The sequence below is a fragment of the Stenomitos rutilans genome, assembly GCF_059505485.1.
In genome coordinates this window covers 33,083-49,869 of record NZ_JCACKR010000031.1, presented here as the reverse complement: position 1 = coordinate 49,869, position 16,787 = coordinate 33,083, and the positions used below count along the sequence as shown (strand labels likewise).

The window sequence follows — 16,787 nt, the reverse complement described above, 5'->3', positions numbered from 1 at the left end:
TTCTCCCTTCTTCCGCTGCTCCCCTAACCTCCCCTACTCCCCATCCCTCACCCCTGACGTGCCACAATGGTTGGGTGCCGTCGCGGTTTGAGGAGACAAGGTTGTGAGTAGCAGTCCAAATAATGTAGGCATATCCATCCTTCTGTACATCATCGGCATTATGCTGGTGCTGATGGCGGTTCTCATTGTGCTGAAGGGGCTTGGCGTGCTGACAACGCTGCCAAACTACGTCATTTGGGCACTGTTGCTGTTGTCTGTAGGAATGGGTATTTTGGGTGGGCTTCGCAGTAGTCAACGACGGTAAGAGAATGATGGGACGATCGCTCAAACCAACGATGGTGGCATTTCTAGCTGTGCTGGCGATGACCCTTTTAGTCTGGGTACTGCGGGGCATTGGGCTATTGACCTTCATTCCAGGCTCTGTGCTGTGGGTGCTGATTTTGCTCAGCCTTGGAACAGCAATTTTGATGGTAGTGCGGTAGGGGAGAAGGCAGAGGGATGAAGGATGAAGTTTTGAAATGTCAGAGGCATCGTGTCTGTCGGGAAAGTCTGCTCGGTGCGCGATCGCGCTTGGTAGCAATCTCGGCGATTCTTTGGTCACGTTAGAAGCGGCTTTGAAGGTTCTGGCACAGTCTCCGGGCATTACTTTGGAGGTGCGAGCGCACTGGTATTGGACGAAAGCCGTTGGCCCCCCGCAGCCTGACTACCTTAACGGGTGTGCACTGCTGACCGTCACGCTCACGCCCCACGCCTTGCTGAAAACGCTGTTGCAAATTGAAGCCAAATTTGGTCGCGTTCGTCGAGAACGCTGGGGCGCACGCACCCTTGACCTGGATTTGTTGTTGTTTGATGATGTGATTCTGGACACTCCTGATTTGCAAATTCCCCATCCCCATATGACAGAGCGAGCGTTTGTCTTAGTGCCGCTAGCAGAAATCGCCCCGACCTGGATTGAGCCAATTTCAGGAAAAGCGATCGCAGAATTAGTACAAACGGTAGACTGTTCAGAAGTCAGACTTGTTTTGTGAAGGCAGAAGGCAGAGGGTAGGATGGCCGTTAAACTCGCTTTCCCTGCTCCCTCCGCTTCCCCTGCCCCCTTTCACCTTTCTTCCCCCACTCCCTTCCTACCATGCCCCTCGGTCGCGAACCGCCCCAACTTCTCAAACAGCGCCTACTCTATCAGGGGCGCAAGTTTGCCTTTGAAGCCAGTCGTTATCGGTTGCCCAACCGCAACGAGGGCGAGTGGGAGTGTATTCGGCATCCTGGAGGAGCACTGGCGGTTCCCGTGACTGAAGATGGCAAGCTCGTGCTGGTCAAGCAATATCGGTTTGCGGTGCAGGGGCGGCTACTGGAATTTCCTGCGGGTACAGTCGAAGCAAGTGAAACACCCGAAGAAACGATTCATCGTGAAATTGAAGAAGAGACGGGCTACCATGCCGATCGCTGGCAAAAGCTGGGCGAATTTTTTGTGGCTCCCGGTTACTCGGATGAAATTATCTATGCGTTTCTTGCTCAAGATTTAACGCTGCTTGAAAACCCACCGGGACAAGATGCCGATGAGGACATTGAAACCATCCTTATGACAGTGGCTGAGGTTGAAAAAGCCATTCAAATTGGAGATATTGCCGACGCAAAATCGATTTGCAGTTTTGTGTTGGCGCGTCCCTTTTTGTCATAGTTGTTGGCAGTTAGTTTTTAGTTGTTAGTCACTCAACTCCAGCTAATAACCAAGAGGCAACCACTAACAACCAACCACTAAAAACTAAAAACGATTAGCACTTCATGTCTGACCTCATTCTCTTCTGGCACCGTCGAGATTTACGCATCTCGGATAACATTGGTCTGGCAGCGGCTCGTGAACAAAGCTCTAAGGTTGTGGGCGTCTTTTGCCTCGACCCCAATCTTTTAGAGCGGGATGACGTTGCGCCTGCCAGAGTGACCTACATGGTTGGCTGTTTGCAAGCACTGCAAAAACGCTACAGCAAAGCAGGCAGTCAACTTTTAATCATCAAAGCCGATCCGCAGCGTGGCATTCCTGATCTGGCAACCGCCCTGAGTGCCAGTGCCGTTTTTTGGAACCTGGATGTAGAGCCGTATTCACAGGAGCGCGATCGCGCCGTGCAAGAAGCCCTCCAGCAGGCTGGTATCCCGTTCAAAAACTTCTGGGATCAGCTTCTCCATGCACCGGACGAGATTCGCACGGGCAATGGCGATCCTTACACCGTCTACTCACCCTTCTGGCGCAACTGGAGCAGCAAACCGAAAGCAGAACCTGCACCGACTCTAGAAAACGCCAGTGGACTGACCGAGAAGGAGCAAAAAGCGGCACAAAAAGCGGGGATGATCGCGCTACCAACCGCCAAAGACCTGGGCTTTGTTTGGGACAATCCCCTGCTGTTGGAGCCAGGAGAAGCCGCTGCACAAGAGCGTTTAGAGGCATTTTGCGATCGCGCTATCACCGACTATCAGGAGCAACGTAACTTTCCGTTCAATGCTGAAGGCACCTCTCATCTCAGTGCAGCGCTCAAGTTTGGCGCGATCGGTGTACGTACTGTGTGGGCAAAAACGGCGGCAGTCATGGAACAGGCTCGTAGTGATGAAGCGCAGGACGGCATTCGCGTTTGGCGGCAAGAACTGGCATGGCGAGAGTTTTACCAGACGGTGATGTACTTTTTCCCACAGTTAGCAGATGGGGCCTATCGCAAACCCTTTCAAAATTTTCCTTGGAACAATAACTCGGAGCATTTCAAGGCGTGGTGCGACGGTAAAACAGGGTATCCGATCGTAGATGCAGCCATGCGTCAGCTCAACGAACTCGGCTGGATGCACAATCGGTGCCGTATGATTGTTGCTAGTTTTCTCACCAAAGACCTGATCGTTGATTGGCGTTGGGGCGAGGCATATTTCATGCAGAAGCTATACGATGGCGATCTCTCTGCCAATAATGGCGGTTGGCAGTGGAGCGCTTCTAGCGGCATGGACCCAAAGCCGCTCCGTATTTTCAACCCTGCCAGCCAAACCAAGAAGTTTGACTCCGAAGCCGAATACATTCGCCAATGGCTACCAGAACTCCGCGGCATTGATACAGAAGCGCTGGTGACAGGCGATATTTTGCCTCTGGAGCGCGATCGCTGCGGGTATCCAGCGCCGATCGTTGATCATAACCAGCAGCAGAAACACTTCAAGGCGCTTTATCAACAACAAAAAGAAGCATAACCTGTCAGATGAATGTTGATAATAAGCATGACGAATCACGATCAGACATCCAAGCTGTAGATTGAACTTAGATGTCTAGAGATTAAAGGCTGCTATGGCTCGTAAACGCTTTGTGATTGAAATGGGGATGGGCATTGACCAACACGGCCAAGAACCAACCGTCGCAGCCGCACGCGCTGTCCGTAACGCGATCGCACACAACGCCCTCCCTGGCATCTGGGAGGTCGCTGGCTTAAGCGACCCGGATCAAATGATTGTAGAAGTGCAAGTTGCCGTACCCTATCCCGATCAGGTGCGAGAAGCAGATGTGCTGGCAGTGCTACCCTTTGGGCGCAAAGCGCTCACTGTGGAGGCGGGTGGCATGGTGGTGCAAGGACGAGCGATCGCCTCTCTAAACGACAAAAACGACGAGATGCTAGTTGCTGTAGCGGCTGTGACTGTGTTTGTTGAAACGTCGGGCGAATAACGGTAATTAGGGGTCAGAACCATCCCCCTGCTTCCCCTGCTTCCCTCACTCCACTCCCTTCATGCCTCATCCTCTATCTCTCCCAGGCAAAGACGATCGATTAGCTTTAGTAGTGCTTGATAGTCGGTAATTGGTTTGACGCAGAGTGCATCTGCCTGGGATTGTTCAAGCAGTGCCTGACGCTCATTTAACATGGCATAGGCAGTAACCAAAATAATGGGCAGGTGTGCTGTTTCTGGATGAGTCTTCAGGAAGGATGCCAAATCAGCACCGCTTACCGTTTGCCCTTCCCATTCGGCTCCTGGTAAGTTGACATCCATAAGAACAATGTCTGTGGGTTGCGATCGACAATGCCGAACAATATCAGCAGGTTCATCCACGATCGTCACGTCATGCTTACCTAATCGCTGAATCAACTTAGCGGTTCCTTTCGCTAAAGTTTGGTCATCATCCACTAAAAGTACATGCCAGGCGCACATAAAGGTTCCTTCAGTTGTACAAAAAGAAAAGGCGGCGCAAGGGCGCGTCATCAATTAAGCTCAAAAACCTTGCCTATCAGCCTTACCGCGCCCGTCCTCACAAATAAGGCTAAGGGCTGGAACCCTTGCTGCAAGTCATGTGTATGAGTCATTGATGACAGCCCTAGTAGAGTGTCAACTTTGAGCTGAGAAGTAGAGAGACGATGAGTGCGTGGGTAATCGTTCCCGCAGCTATTTCCTCCCTTCATTGCATAAAGTGTGCCCATGCGTGTTGCCTTCACAAACGCCTTGGTGAGTTTTGTGTTATTTCTTACCTTGGCAATGGCTAGCTCCAAGGGACATGAGGAAGAGCCTCTCCTTGCAACGAGGCTCAAGGCGTACCGCTTTCATACTTGCGTTGAATACACTGAGCGTCAGTTCGGCGGATCAGCCAATGTAAACGTGATAGTTGTACCCTGATCCTTTCCAGGGCTATCTAGCCAAATTTGCCCGTTCATTAACTCAACTAACCGCTTGCAAATGGTTAGCCCTAAGCCAGTCCCACCATACCGCCGTTTAATGGAGCCGTCGGCTTGCACAAAAGGTTCAAACAACGAGTCTTTGTGTTCGCGATCGATGCCAATACCCGTATCCGCAACCGAAATTTCAACTACTTGCTGAGGAATGTAGTCAATTGTTTGAATGCGTCGTATCGCGCGTAATTGAATTTGCCCAGCATTGGTAAACTTGAAGGCGTTAGCTAACAGATTGGTCAGAATTTGTCTCAGCTTGACGGTGTCTGCCTGCACATACCCAACCTGGCAGTCAATCAACAGAGCAATCCCTTTTTGGCGGCTCTCTAGTTTGAAAAGCTCGGCTTGCGTTTGGACGAGCGATCGCAAGTCAATAAGCTCCCATTGAACACTCATACGCCCTGCTTCAATCTTGGCAATATCAAGGATGTCGTTGATGATATCAACTAAGTTTTCCGCTGAGTGATAGGCAACGTCAATATATTCTTGCAATTCCTCTGGCGTGTCGTATAAGCCTTGCTTCAGCAGTTCAAGATAATTTAGCGTCGAGGCAAGGGGGGTGCGCAGTTCGTGGCTGGTAGATGAGAGAAAGTCCGATTTTAGGCGACTGGCTTCTTCCGCCGATGTCCGCGCGACGTTGAGTTCACGATTGCGCATCTCAACAAGAATCCGCTGCTCACGCTCACAACGGTAGAGCCGATTTTGCATAATTGCCATTGTCAGGTGAGTACCCAACGATCGCACCAGTTCAATTTCGCTGGCAGTCCATTGCTGCACCTGTCCATATTTCAGCTCTTGCCAGGCGGCAAAGGATGTACGGACACGTTGATAACGCTCGTCTGAATCAAATTTTCCTGCCCAGAGAGTATTTGTATCAATTTCATTCCGAAACAGGGTCAAGCAGCCCAGAGGCAAATCGCCATAGCGCAAGGGCATGACCAGTAAACTGCGAATGCGGGTATCGCGAAAACAGGATTGTACAGCCTCTAGTAGAGGCTCTTGGTAGAGATCAGACACAACCCAAGGGCGGCAGCCTGCATGGGTTTGTAGCGCTGACCACTGCTGATCAGCCTGAGCGAGATTCAGCTCAACCCACTCATCCAAAAATGGTTCTGTTCGGAGTGGCGGCAGTTCAGACGCTAATAATTGCTGCCAAAAGGGCGTTGTTTCTAACGGTTGGTGATGGTCAACGTACTCAGGCTGTAACCCTGTCGTATACGTCTGCATGACGGCATCGGCTTCACTGGGTACAAGGTAAAGGCGACCAGCCGCACACCGAGACACTTTCACTACTTGCTCTAGAACAAGCTGTAGCACTTCATAAATCGGCATGGGCGAATGTAGCAGCGTTGAAATCTGATTGATGACAGCTTCCCGATTGGCCTTTACACGAGTGCTGGTGAGCAGTTGGGATTGCGCGATCGCGATAGACACATGATCAGTCACCATCTGCACCGTCTGTAACCGCTTTTCGGAAAACTGCTTGGGGGTCGCGTGATGGGAGACGAGCAACCCCCACACATCCTGACGATGAAAAATAGGGATCACGACCGATGATTGCACCCCCATTGCCGTGAGGTACTGAATATGGCATGGATCAACGGGACGGTGCAACACATCTTCGATGGGCAAGGCTTGCACGTCTTCTACTGTCAAATCTCCTATGGTTAGAGGGCGTTCTAAGCGGCTGAGCGTAGCGCTCTGTGAGACAACGTCTACGATGACGCGCTGACGTGCTTTGACAAACATCTCTCTGGATGAGGGTGGAATGTCAGTCGCTGGAAAGTGTAAGTCGATCAGAGGCGGCAACCGTCCCGGACAGGTTGACTCTGCAATGACTTGGCCGGAGCCATCCGCCTGAAAACGGTAGATTTTTACGCGATCGGTGCCCAAAAAAGATTGCACCTCTGCCACCGTCGCCGCAAGAATTTCTTGTAGCTCCAGCGATTGCCGAATCCGGTTTGTCATCCGATTCAGCAGGTTGCCCTGAGTTAAGTTGTTGTCTGCTAATTCTGGTCGCTCACATTTAGCCATAAGCCCTTCAACACAACGATGAGAAGCGGACGCAGGCTCGTCTAAGTCCGTGAATCTCCGTGAAATAACGGAACATTTGCGATCGCTACGTTCAGTCTATGGAGAGAAGCGATCGCATCGCTACGCGAAATTTACTGAATCTCAGGCTTAACAAGGCTGGTTGCTTGCGTGTCATCGCAGTAGGGCACTCCATGTACCGCCACCCACCACTCCATCTGGCTCAAGCTTCAGTTTGCGCTGTGCCGCTTTGACGGCAGCGAGTGTCTCGGCACCAAACACACCATCCGCAGAGCCTTTGAACACACCGAGCGATCGCAACCGTTCTTGGAGTGCAACCACAGCTGGCCCTTTCATGCCCTGTTTCAAAACGGGGAGCGCTACAGACGTATTCGTCGCTGTGGCTGTAGTGGTCGCTGAAGTTGGGGGGGATGTGGTTGTTCCAGGCTTTGAAGTCGTAGCACTGGAAGCAGGCTTCACGGCGGGACGAGGCTTCGTCGCAGGTTGAGTGCTGACAGGGTTTGGGCTTGCGCCTGCGGGCACTGGGAAAGAAGCTGCGGACGTGCTGGCAGGTGGGGTTTTAGCCGTATTTGCGCCTGGAGCTGGTGTAGCACTCGTGGCTGGGGCAGGCACACTACTTGGCAACTCCGCAGGAGTTGGAAAGAGGCGATTCCACGTTGCAGGGCCAGTGATACCGTCTGCGCTTAAACCAGCTGCTTGCTGAAATTGGGAAACCGCCGAAACTGTGCTTTGTCCATACACGCCATCAACTGTGCCGCCGTAGTACCCTAACAATTGAAGCGTGGCTTGCAGTTCTGTAACTTCAGCTCCCCGGCTACCCAGGTTGAGCGTTGGACGCAGCAGTGCTTCAGTAGGAGTTCCCGCATCGATCGTGGCGGCGCTCACCTGACTGCATACATTTGCTGTGGTGTGATGAAGCAGCACAGCAGACCAGAAGCTCATGCCTATCAGGCTGAAGGCAACTCGGCGAAGCAGCCAAAGATTGAGCGTTTGAGGTTTGGATGAAACGGCCTGCATCTTATCCATTGCTGGAATCCTTCTGTAAATAATTGAAAATACTGATTGCAGAAAATAATGTGGTAGAGGAGGGTGATTCGGTATCGAAAGAACGCTACCATTAGCAGTTCTATTCCAGCGAATTTACCCTAGAGCTACTATAGGTGAGTCAGCATTGAATGCAACTAGAGAGTTTCTCTTAAATCCCGATCGATTTGGAGATTGCTTGCAAACGCTCTGGTCTGAATTGTATGTAGATCAGGACTGACGTTATTTGATCAGAACCTCGAAGGTCTCAGCGACTACGTTTTGTTACGATGCCTGATGCTTGATTAAAACCTCCGAGGTTTGCATAAGTCCTATCCATACACAGGAGCGAGCCACGATCGATGCGCCATCCCCTCTTAAGCCGCTTTCAGGGCACTTTGCTAGCATCAGCATTGGGTGAAGCGTTAGGAACCTACAGCCGATCGCAGCAAGCGCTTCAACGCAAGGGTATCCGTGAAGCAGAACAGAAACTACCCGCACCAACACCCACGACGCTATTGGGCTGGTATCCTGGCTTGACATTCAACCTCAACATGCCGACCGTGCCAGCACCGTGGGGCAACGCGGCTGTTAAGTGTGCCCGCGCCCTCGTGCGTACTGGCAGTTGGAACGAGCTTGAAATGGCTGCGATCGGGGTTCAGTTGGCGGCTGATCGTGTGGCAACGAGTGCCTCACTGGCACAGCCGCGATCACGCAAGGCGTTCATTTCAGCCGAGTATGCGCTTGCGACCCTTCCTCTCACCTTATTTTTCTACGAAAATGAACCGAAACAACAGCAGATCTTGAGGCAAACCGTTCAGCTTTGGCAGTCCCCTTCCAGCTTTGAAGCGGTCTCACTGGCTGTAGGCTATGCGATCGCGCAGGGGCTTAACGAGCAGATGGAACGGCTCACCCTACTACCCCGCACCATAGACTACCTCAAACGGAGTACTGCCAAGCCAACAGACACCCTGCTAGATTTGATGGGGGCACTGGAGCAGACCCAAACGCTCCTCCAACAAGATCCTGGGCTGCACACTGTGATCAATCGGTTACGGACTCATACCACTCACTCGTGTCATGAGGCGATCGCGTTGGCCTTCTATTGTTACCTCAGTTGCTTTGACGATCTGCATCTGTCCTTGCTAAGGGCGGCTCGTTGCGGAGAGGCCGCATCGGTTGTGTGTGCGTTAACAGGTGCCTTGAGCGGTAGCCATCACGGACTTAGTGGGTTACCCCTCGCATGGCGGCTTGATCGTCCATTGCTATTGCTGGGAGAACTATCTAATCTGGAGGTGTGCCATTTAGCAACGCATCTTTTTACAGTCTGGTCAGGTTCATACAACCAATCCACCTCCCAACCGTCGATCGCCATCGCAGCTCCTGGTCTCCTTCGTCCCCGGTAATACAGCGTTCATCAAGTACGTCATTCGTCAGGCCACCACCGTCAAGACAATGATTGAGCTTCTGTCCCTCCTGGCAGAAGACTGCTCGTCCGCTGCAAAGGTAAAACGGCTTTCTATAATGGAAGGGCTATGCCGATCGTTCTCACTCAATCTTGTAATCTCACTCAGAGTCGCTGCCGTTGGCAAAGCGATGGCCTATTACTATGAAATTGCTTCGTCGGCTGACGCAACCGTTGGAGGCACCAAGCCTCAATCGCAGCAGGCAACTATGGGCAACGTGGCAAGCCCGATGGCGTGAAACAGCGAACACCCACCCTCTGCTGCACACCCTCGTCCCTCTACCTTCTACCAAGCGATCGGCTCAGACACTGCCTGCCAATGCAGATGGCTCTGCCGGACAACCCAATGGGCAAACAGCACCCAATCTAAAAGTGGCTCCTGGTAGCACCTCTCGGTCTTACCTGCTCGTTGCCGTTACGGTTGTTTCTCTCTCCAGCGCGATCGGGCATCGGTTTTACAACGCTCCCAAACTCGATGTTGGTAAGGCTGCACCCCAGACCATCTTTGCCCCTGCGACAGTAACCGTTGAAGATACTAAAGCCACTGAGGAAAAGCGCAAGGTCGCCCGCAAAGAGGCTACGTCTGTGCTGATGCTAGACCAGACCGTGAACCAGCGCATTGAACAAGCCATTCAGCAGCAGCTAAACCAGGGAAATGAATTGAGGCAACTGGCAGGTACCTTTCCGTTTGTCAAAACCGCTATTTTGTCTCTGCCCGTGCAGTTGTACCTACGAAAAGCAGCCGCACAAGATTGGAACCAACTGGCGACGCTGGCAAACCGCCTTCCCACCCGTTCTGATGCGGCCACTACAAAATTAAAGACGGCTACCCTGGACGCAAAGCAGCAAAAAGCCTTTGCCGAGTTGCGATCGTATCGCCGGACCGTAAATACAACTGACTTCAATGCGTTGATGGAGTCGATTGCGCAGGCGCGATCGCAGTACGTGATTGCCTTAAAATCGCTGCCTGATACGGCTACTCTAGCGGGAAAACCCGTCTATGATGCCTCGCTGCTGAGCTTAACCGATCCAGAATGGCGACTAACGCAGACCCGCATCCTGCAAGCAGCAGACCGAATTTTGGCACAGGGCATTCCACTGGGGTTGCCACAATCCTTGCTTAATGAGGCAGTGAAGCGTCAGGTAGACGATTGGGTGCCTGCAGGTGCAGAGGCGATTGCAACTAATCTCTTATTAGCAGTCCTACAGCCAAACCTGGTAAAAGATGAAACCCAGACACAGTTAATGGCAGACCGAGCCGCACAGGACGTGAAGCCAGAGATAGTATCCATCCGCCAAGGTGAGGCGATCGTACATGCGGGTGAGACGATTACAACGGCTGATTTTGCCCTGTTGGATAGCTTCAAGCTGAGCCGTCGCGGCGTTGATTGGTTTGGTTTGATTGGGTTTGGCATGGTGATAAGCGGCACAATCGGTATTTACTGGCTGGTAGAACAGCGCTTTCATCCGGGGATGCGATGCCGCGATCGCGTCCTGATTGTGCTGCTGACGTTGAGTACACCCTTGCTGCTGACTCTGCATGTGCCGTCAACCAATCTGCCAGCCGTTGGGTTATTGGTTGGCAGCTTCTACGGTTCACCATTGGGTATTGCTGTAACCGTGCTGTTAGCGCTCTGCCTTCCTATTGGTACAGTGCTGCCCTGGAGCCATCTTTTTTCCAGTGCAGCAGGTGGCATCCTCTGTGGGTACATGGCAGGACGGCTGCGATCGCGAGAAGAATTGGCCTTACTAGGGGCAGCAGTCGGCATCCTTCAAGGAGTCCTTTATCTTTTGCTCAGTGTCGTTTCGGGCGCAGGGGTTTACACCTTGCTCGGTTCAACCGTGATTCACGGGCTGATTGGGCTAGCTTGGAGCATTGTGGCGATCGGCATCAGTCCCTATTTAGAGCAATTGTTTGACCTCGTGACCACCATTCGTCTGGTGGAACTGGCAAACCCCAATCGTCCTCTGCTCAAAAAGCTGGCTGCTAAAACACCAGGTACCTTTCAGCACACCCTGTTTGTTGCGACACTGGCAGAAGCCGCCGCACGGGCACTGGACTGTAATGTTGAGCTAGTGCGGACAGGAACGCTCTATCACGATATTGGCAAGACGCATGACCCGCTAGGCTTTATCGAGAATCAGATGGGCGGCCCCAACAAGCACGACCTGATTGATGATCCCTGGAAAAGTGCTGGCATCATCAAAAAACACGTGACTGAAGGCATTGTTATGGCGCGAAAGCACCGTCTGCCCAAAGCTGTACAGTCCTTTATTCCAGAGCATCAAGGCACGATGCTGATTGCCTATTTCTACCATCAGGCACAGCAGCGTGTGCAAACAGCAACATCCCAAGGCAAAGCCGTTCCACCGATCAATGACGCTGACTTTCAGTATGACGGCCCTGCCCCTCAATCACGAGAAACGGGCATTGTGATGCTGGCAGATTCTTGTGAGGCGGCGCTGCGATCGCTCAAAGACGCGACTCCCAAAGAAGCCCTCGCCATGATCAACAAGATCCTCCGCGCCCGTTGGCAGGATAAACAACTGATCAATTCTGGCCTCACTCGCGAGGAGATGTCTAAAATCGCTCATGTTTTCGTCGAAGTCTGGCAACAATCAAACCATCAGCGCATTGCCTATCCAACAAAGCCAATTAGCATTCAGCCGTCAACGAGCAAAGTCTGATCGTCAACCTTTCACACCGCTGCCAGATTCGGTGGGGACGATGTAGTGCTGCATGGTAATAAAGAACAACAAAATGGGCGCGATCGAAATCACGGAACCCGCTGCAATTAAGCGCCAGTCGAGCGAGAAGGTGCCTGCTAACGTCGCTACACCCAGCGGAAGGGTGTAGTATTCAGGGCGATCGAGGACAATGAGGGGCCACAGAAAGTCGCTCCAAGAGCCGATGAAGACGAAGATTGCCAGCGTCACCAGTGCCGGACGAATCGCGGGGATCATGACATACCACCAGATCCCCAGTTCCGAGCAGCCATCCATCCGTCCCGCTTCTTCCAATTCTTTGGGCACGCCCTGAAACGCTTGTCGTAATAGGAAAATGCCAAACGCAGACGCGATCGCCGGAAAAATTACGCCCAGATACGTGTTCCGCAACCCCAACTGCACCGCCAGCACATACAGCGGAATCATCACAATCTGAAAGGGAATCATGATCGTGGCGACGATCAGCGTGAAAAAGACTTCTCGTCCCCGAAAGTTAAGCCGCGCTAACGGGTACGCTGCCAGCGCACAAAATAGCAAGTTCAGCCCGACCGTCAGCACGGCCACAAGCGTACTGTTGAACAAATAGCGCCCAAACGGGTTGGCCTTCCACACCGTGACAAAATTTTGGAAGGTCGGCTGGCTGGGAAATAACTGCGGCGGAAACTGAAAGATGTCTTCCGTTGGCGATTTCATTGAGGTGCTAATTAGCCATACTAACGGAATGAGCATGGCGATCGCGATTGTGCCTAACAGACCGTAAAGCCAAATTTGTTGCCAGAACCGCGATCGCCGTATTTGAGTCATCGTATGTTTAAGGTCGCACACTATTTAGTCGCCACAACTGCCAGATTCCAGGCGAATCGCTTCATCAACGGCAGTTTTTTGAGCGCCTGATCGAGCGTTTCTAAACGCTGATAATCAGGCGTCAATCGATCGTGTTCCAGAATAATCTTTTTCCAGTAGCGTTCCTCGTTGGGATTCACTTTTTCAATGAGGTAAAAGCGCAGAAAGATCCAGAGAGTCGCCAGCCAGAAGGTATCGTAATGAACTTGAGTGAAGCGCGATCGTACAAAATTAACAACCGTGATATCTAACGGCGTTTCGTCTTCCGTCCGTACTTTTATGGCAATGCGACGGTAGACATTAATCACCGGATTATGCTTCAGCGGATCCCAGAAGCAGGCTTTGCCACCAGGTTTCAGCACACGGTACATTTCTTGAATCGCAAGACGGGGATCGGGAATGTGATGCAGCAGGTTAGACGCATACACAATGTCGAAGGTGTTGTCAGGGAAGTCGATCGCCATCGCATTCACCACTTTTCCCTCGACCTCGACCTGATTTGCCGCCGCCAGTTTCAGCGCCACATCTACCATGCCCGGTGAGTAATCCGCTGCAACGCACCTTGCCCCCTTCGTGGCAAAATACACGCTGTTTTCACCCGCCCCACAGCCCAGATCGAGCAAATATTTACCGTGCAAATCACCCAGTTGTTTGAGAATGAAGCGATTTTCAGGGGCAGTGCAGGCTTCAAAATAATCGGCAACGCGAATGCCATCGACATCGATAATAGCCGCCCACTGATCATGAAACTGCTGCTCTTTCTGAAGAATGTCGTCTTGCATCATGTTTTTTTCGATAACGATCAGATCTTCTATGATGCATCGTCAAGTAGTTGCGCTCCTTGCTCCCAAAGCTTTGTCAAATCACGCTTAGGTGACAAGTTCACAACTTCCCTACCGCTTTCAGCTTGCTTTTCGCGTAAATCTGCAAAGATTGCGTCCAAGTCATAATTGAAGGACTTAGCGTACTCTTCGCGGATCTGGTGGATTTCTTCTACAATTTCATCTGTCCACATAACTTAATCTGCCATTAGTTCGTAGGGGGTGCAAAGGATTGGCAATTCGTAGCCAAAATCGAGACTAATCTTCGCTAATTTTCTCTGGATTTGAGCATTGGCAATATGCTTGCAGTTCCACGTTAGCAGATAGTCCATGCCGTGAATGGTTGCAGCAGCAATGTGAATCGCATCCACGTTTGCTTTTGGCGGCAGACTGCTATGAGCAAGAAACTGTGCTGCTAGAGTTTGTACCGCTTGGTTCAGCGCCAGCAATGGGAAGCCACGCAATACCTCCAAGCGTTGAGCCGCGATTGTTTCATCGCCCTGTGCTACCTCGTTTAGGACTGCCTCTGACGTATAAAGAATGAAGGCATTTCGATGAAACTCCCACCAATCCTTTGTTATCTCAATGTTTGCAGCCAGGATCAAGTTCTTGGTCGATCGCGCTGTCAGATAGCCTAAGATGCTGGTTTCGAGATAAACCGTTTCACTCATACGTAGATAATCACAACCTTTAAGTACGAGACCGTTGTTGCATCACTATATATTGGCTGCCTCTCGCATTTATCGCAGAATGGCAGCTTGAATTTTGGTATCAAAGTCCAGGATCGTCTACGGCTGTGATGATGCTAGGGGAACGATCGCTTACCCTACCTAAATACGATCGCAGCGCTGCCTTATCTTCACGATGCCTGAGAAAGTATTGTCTCAATTCCTTGTCAGACATTGCAGCATAATTAATGGCTCATCTTCCAACAGCATCTCGATCACTTCCTGTAAATTCTCGTGTAACTCATCCAACATCTCACCCTGAGAATGTGCGCTAGGGGAACCAGGAACATAGCCAACATACAGGTTTGTCGCAGAATCTTGTTCAACGATCGCGGTAACCGTTCTCATATCTAGATCTCACAAACATTCGATAAATTCATCCGGTGTAATTTGCGCCTGCTTAAGGATGCCGCTTAACGTGCCAAGCTTCAACTCGCGGTGTAGCGGGACAACGCAGCCAACTTCACCCTTTTCGGTTTGCTTCTTCATTACAACATGGCTACCTGTTTGGCGGCTTTGCTCAAATCCCAAACGCTCCAGTGCCCGAATCGCTTCTCTGCTGGAGATTCGCGGCAGTCTAGGCATAGCTGACTTCAATGCTTGTGATAAAGCGGGGTGAGGTTTCAGGGAGAGGAAATTCTTCTAGATAAAGCCGTGTTGCCTCTGTTAAACCCGCGATCGCCTGTTCGATCGTGTCACCTTGATCAACGGTGCCAACCTCTGGACATTCAGCAATATACACATCATCTTCTTTGTGAAGAATCACTGTGAAACTACGACTCTTCATTATTTGTCATCCTCAAATCATTTTTAGCTAGCGCGTCTGCAGTGGGTTACATCTAACAGCGCTCAATTTGTGGCGGAGACTGTTCATACTCAGCGACTGCAAGTAGCCTTCGTATCAGTATAAGGCATTGGTTTCGTCCTCTAAGATAGGGTTTTAACTCTCGGTTCCGTCATTCAATATTACATGAAGTTTTCCTGTTACTGGTTTTGGAACATTTGCAGCAACAATCCGGTAGTCAATTTGGAAAGACAAAACTTGCTCAAATGACTCAAAGATAATTCCAATTGAATCAAAATATTCTGATGTATTTTGTTTTAGTTTACGAACATGAAGTTCGACATCGTAACTATTAGAACGACGAATATCAAGCGATGATACATTAGGCTGTGCTCGATTTTGAGAACTAATGAATGGAGAAATTTGACGTAGCGTCAATCTATCCAAAGAAGGCTTTATCAGATTTAATCTATCCTTTCGAGTTCTAGGAATCGGCTGAAGTGGCGGCGCTGGTCGTTCAGATATATCAGGAAGATTTAATATACTACACAGGGAAAAACCATCAGGAAAGTGCATGTGTATGTCAATGTCTTCTGCTGGACAGGTGCCGAAGTTAGATATTGATATGTCTAGAAGGAAAGTTCGGCAGCGGACATCGTGCCAGGGAATATACTCTTCCAAATACTGTCTATAAGCCTTGTAGAACTCATCAAGCTCTTTATTGTAACTTGAGATTTCGTGGGGCAAAATTTCTGGCGTATCGCTCCCATACATCTGATGGATAGTTCTATGCGAGGGATTGACCAGTTGACTATCAAGTTGAATTTCTGGCATCTTTGGAAACTCTTTTTGAAGCTGTTCAATACCTCTCTCAATTGTTTCACTAGCATTAAAACTTTGTGAGAATGGTTTTCTCACCGTATAAGTAATCCTGTCAGAGTTCCCTGAAAAGCATAGCCTCAAATCAGGTGTTCTTTGTCGAAATTCCAAAACCTCTTTTTCAAGCTCTCTGATACGCTTATCAGTCTGATCCAACTCGTCTGGAAGCTTTAAGTCATATGGCAAGCAAATAGCTTCTATCTGATAATATTTCGCTTTCAACCTTAAGCCCAAATCTGCTGCAACTAAAATTACTGGCAAACTAGGGTTTTCAGACCTGAACGATAAAATGCTTGCTAAAAGTCTATCATCTTGAGAATTAGGATCTAGATTCAAAGCTGCAAAATCAGGAGACTTATTATCCACTTCAAAACAAATGTCTATATTTGGCTTCAAATTTGTTTTAAGACCAGAATCAACTAATTTATGAAGCTTTTTAGTAACGTTAGTTGCTTTATTACGTAGTTTTGACGAAGAACTATATTTATGCTTGTCAAGTTCCTGAACTACGATACTTGGTAACCGTATCTCTACTTGATCAACATTTAGTATCTTTAACCAATCTATTTCATCAAAGGATCGGTAGTGTAGAAAAATATTTGTATCAATAAAAAGGGCTTTGAAGTTCATGACTTTACCCAAAATAGACTCAACTTTGTTGGGATTATAGCGTAAGAACTTTAATGAGAGTTTCAATTACGACAAGCACGTTAGTCTCTAAATCTTGCTAATGAGTTTCAATTATGTCCTTATCGACATCTCTGATAGCCGACAATTAATCTCCACCGCCAA

The 16,787-nt window shown here is 50.1% G+C and carries 21 protein-coding genes; 9 read left to right on the top strand and 12 right to left on the bottom strand.

The annotated features are described in order from the left end of the window. Positions 1 to 103 precede the first annotated feature (103 nt). The 6 genes from AC5JLP_RS04620 (at position 104) to AC5JLP_RS04595 (ending at position 3,682) form a co-directional block, all read left to right on the top strand. On the top strand, positions 104 to 304 hold the full coding sequence (locus tag AC5JLP_RS04620) for a hypothetical protein (RefSeq protein ID WP_496066736.1): 201 nt from the start codon (positions 104 to 106) through the stop codon (positions 302 to 304). Next, a complete protein-coding gene (locus tag AC5JLP_RS04615) occupies positions 276 to 482 on the top strand; it encodes a hypothetical protein (RefSeq protein WP_496066735.1) in 207 nt (68 codons plus the stop codon). Before AC5JLP_RS04620 ends, AC5JLP_RS04615 begins: the two co-directional genes overlap by 29 nt. A 36-nt stretch (positions 483 to 518) precedes the next feature. Then, complete coding sequence (gene folK, locus AC5JLP_RS04610; RefSeq protein WP_496066734.1) at positions 519 to 1,028, top strand: 2-amino-4-hydroxy-6-hydroxymethyldihydropteridine diphosphokinase; 510 nt, start codon at positions 519 to 521, stop codon at positions 1,026 to 1,028. A gap of 101 nt (positions 1,029 to 1,129) precedes the next feature. Continuing rightward, positions 1,130 to 1,678, top strand: a complete 549-nt coding sequence (locus AC5JLP_RS04605; RefSeq protein ID WP_496066733.1) for an NUDIX hydrolase — start codon at positions 1,130 to 1,132, stop codon at positions 1,676 to 1,678. A 104-nt stretch (positions 1,679 to 1,782) separates the two neighbouring features. Further along, the gene (locus tag AC5JLP_RS04600) at positions 1,783 to 3,216 is read left to right on the top strand and encodes an FAD-binding domain-containing protein (protein WP_496066732.1); all 1,434 of its coding nucleotides are present in this window, start codon (positions 1,783 to 1,785) and stop codon (positions 3,214 to 3,216) included. A 94-nt stretch (positions 3,217 to 3,310) separates the two neighbouring features. After that, positions 3,311 to 3,682, top strand: coding sequence for a Lin0512 family protein (locus AC5JLP_RS04595; protein ID WP_496066731.1), 372 nt, complete (start codon positions 3,311 to 3,313; stop codon positions 3,680 to 3,682). Between the two features lie 59 nt (positions 3,683 to 3,741). Here AC5JLP_RS04595 and AC5JLP_RS04590 read toward each other — a convergent pair whose 3' ends face one another. From AC5JLP_RS04590 to AC5JLP_RS04580, 3 genes are all read right to left on the bottom strand, one after another. Beyond that, entirely contained in the window at positions 3,742 to 4,161 is a 420-nt protein-coding gene (locus tag AC5JLP_RS04590) for a response regulator (protein ID WP_496066730.1), read from the bottom strand. A 413-nt stretch (positions 4,162 to 4,574) separates the two neighbouring features. After that, positions 4,575 to 6,707 carry a GAF domain-containing protein gene (locus AC5JLP_RS04585; protein WP_496066729.1) on the bottom strand — a complete coding sequence of 711 codons (2,133 nt, stop codon included), beginning with the start codon at positions 6,705 to 6,707 and terminating at the stop codon, positions 4,575 to 4,577. A 171-nt stretch (positions 6,708 to 6,878) separates the two neighbouring features. Then, complete coding sequence (locus AC5JLP_RS04580; RefSeq protein ID WP_496066728.1) at positions 6,879 to 7,751, bottom strand: peptidoglycan-binding domain-containing protein; 873 nt, start codon at positions 7,749 to 7,751, stop codon at positions 6,879 to 6,881. 359 nt (positions 7,752 to 8,110) lie between these two features. Here AC5JLP_RS04580 and AC5JLP_RS04575 point away from each other — a divergent pair, with 359 nt between their 5' ends. The 3 genes from AC5JLP_RS04575 to AC5JLP_RS04565 are packed head-to-tail and all read left to right on the top strand — an operon-like array spanning position 8,111 to position 11,901. Continuing rightward, positions 8,111 to 9,154, top strand: a complete 1,044-nt coding sequence (locus AC5JLP_RS04575; protein ID WP_496066727.1) for an ADP-ribosylglycohydrolase family protein — start codon at positions 8,111 to 8,113, stop codon at positions 9,152 to 9,154. A gap of 49 nt (positions 9,155 to 9,203) precedes the next feature. Then, on the top strand, positions 9,204 to 9,452 hold the full coding sequence (locus AC5JLP_RS04570) for a hypothetical protein (protein WP_496066726.1): 249 nt from the start codon (positions 9,204 to 9,206) through the stop codon (positions 9,450 to 9,452). After that, entirely contained in the window at positions 9,358 to 11,901 is a 2,544-nt protein-coding gene (locus AC5JLP_RS04565) for an HD family phosphohydrolase (protein ID WP_496066725.1), read from the top strand. Before AC5JLP_RS04570 ends, AC5JLP_RS04565 begins: the two co-directional genes overlap by 95 nt. A gap of 3 nt (positions 11,902 to 11,904) precedes the next feature. Here AC5JLP_RS04565 and AC5JLP_RS04560 read toward each other — a convergent pair whose 3' ends face one another. From AC5JLP_RS04560 to AC5JLP_RS04520, 9 genes are all read right to left on the bottom strand, one after another. Continuing rightward, positions 11,905 to 12,744: a carbohydrate ABC transporter permease gene (locus AC5JLP_RS04560; RefSeq protein ID WP_496066724.1), complete on the bottom strand. Its 840-nt coding sequence runs from the start codon at positions 12,742 to 12,744 to the stop codon at positions 11,905 to 11,907. Between the two features lie 20 nt (positions 12,745 to 12,764). Further along, complete coding sequence (locus AC5JLP_RS04555) at positions 12,765 to 13,568, bottom strand: class I SAM-dependent methyltransferase (protein ID WP_496066723.1); 804 nt, start codon at positions 13,566 to 13,568, stop codon at positions 12,765 to 12,767. A 26-nt stretch (positions 13,569 to 13,594) separates the two neighbouring features. Continuing rightward, positions 13,595 to 13,798 carry a hypothetical protein gene (locus AC5JLP_RS04550; RefSeq protein WP_496066722.1) on the bottom strand — a complete coding sequence of 68 codons (204 nt, stop codon included), beginning with the start codon at positions 13,796 to 13,798 and terminating at the stop codon, positions 13,595 to 13,597. A 3-nt stretch (positions 13,799 to 13,801) separates the two neighbouring features. After that, positions 13,802 to 14,275, bottom strand: coding sequence for a type II toxin-antitoxin system VapC family toxin (locus AC5JLP_RS04545; protein ID WP_496066721.1), 474 nt, complete (start codon positions 14,273 to 14,275; stop codon positions 13,802 to 13,804). 100 nt (positions 14,276 to 14,375) lie between these two features. Further along, on the bottom strand, positions 14,376 to 14,507 hold the full coding sequence (locus tag AC5JLP_RS04540) for a DUF6887 family protein (RefSeq protein WP_496066720.1): 132 nt from the start codon (positions 14,505 to 14,507) through the stop codon (positions 14,376 to 14,378). Next, positions 14,489 to 14,680, bottom strand: a complete 192-nt coding sequence (locus tag AC5JLP_RS04535; protein ID WP_496066719.1) for a type II toxin-antitoxin system HicB family antitoxin — start codon at positions 14,678 to 14,680, stop codon at positions 14,489 to 14,491. The genes AC5JLP_RS04540 and AC5JLP_RS04535 overlap by 19 nt, the downstream gene beginning before the upstream one ends. Positions 14,681 to 14,689: 9 nt before the next feature. Further along, positions 14,690 to 14,917 carry a type II toxin-antitoxin system HicA family toxin gene (locus AC5JLP_RS04530; RefSeq protein ID WP_496066718.1) on the bottom strand — a complete coding sequence of 76 codons (228 nt, stop codon included), beginning with the start codon at positions 14,915 to 14,917 and terminating at the stop codon, positions 14,690 to 14,692. Continuing rightward, positions 14,910 to 15,119: a type II toxin-antitoxin system HicB family antitoxin gene (locus AC5JLP_RS04525; RefSeq protein ID WP_496066717.1), complete on the bottom strand. Its 210-nt coding sequence runs from the start codon at positions 15,117 to 15,119 to the stop codon at positions 14,910 to 14,912. The genes AC5JLP_RS04530 and AC5JLP_RS04525 overlap by 8 nt, the downstream gene beginning before the upstream one ends. A 153-nt stretch (positions 15,120 to 15,272) precedes the next feature. After that, a complete protein-coding gene (locus AC5JLP_RS04520; RefSeq protein WP_496066716.1) occupies positions 15,273 to 16,625 on the bottom strand; it encodes a PIN domain-containing protein in 1,353 nt (450 codons plus the stop codon). Between the last annotated feature and the right edge of the window lie 162 nt (positions 16,626 to 16,787).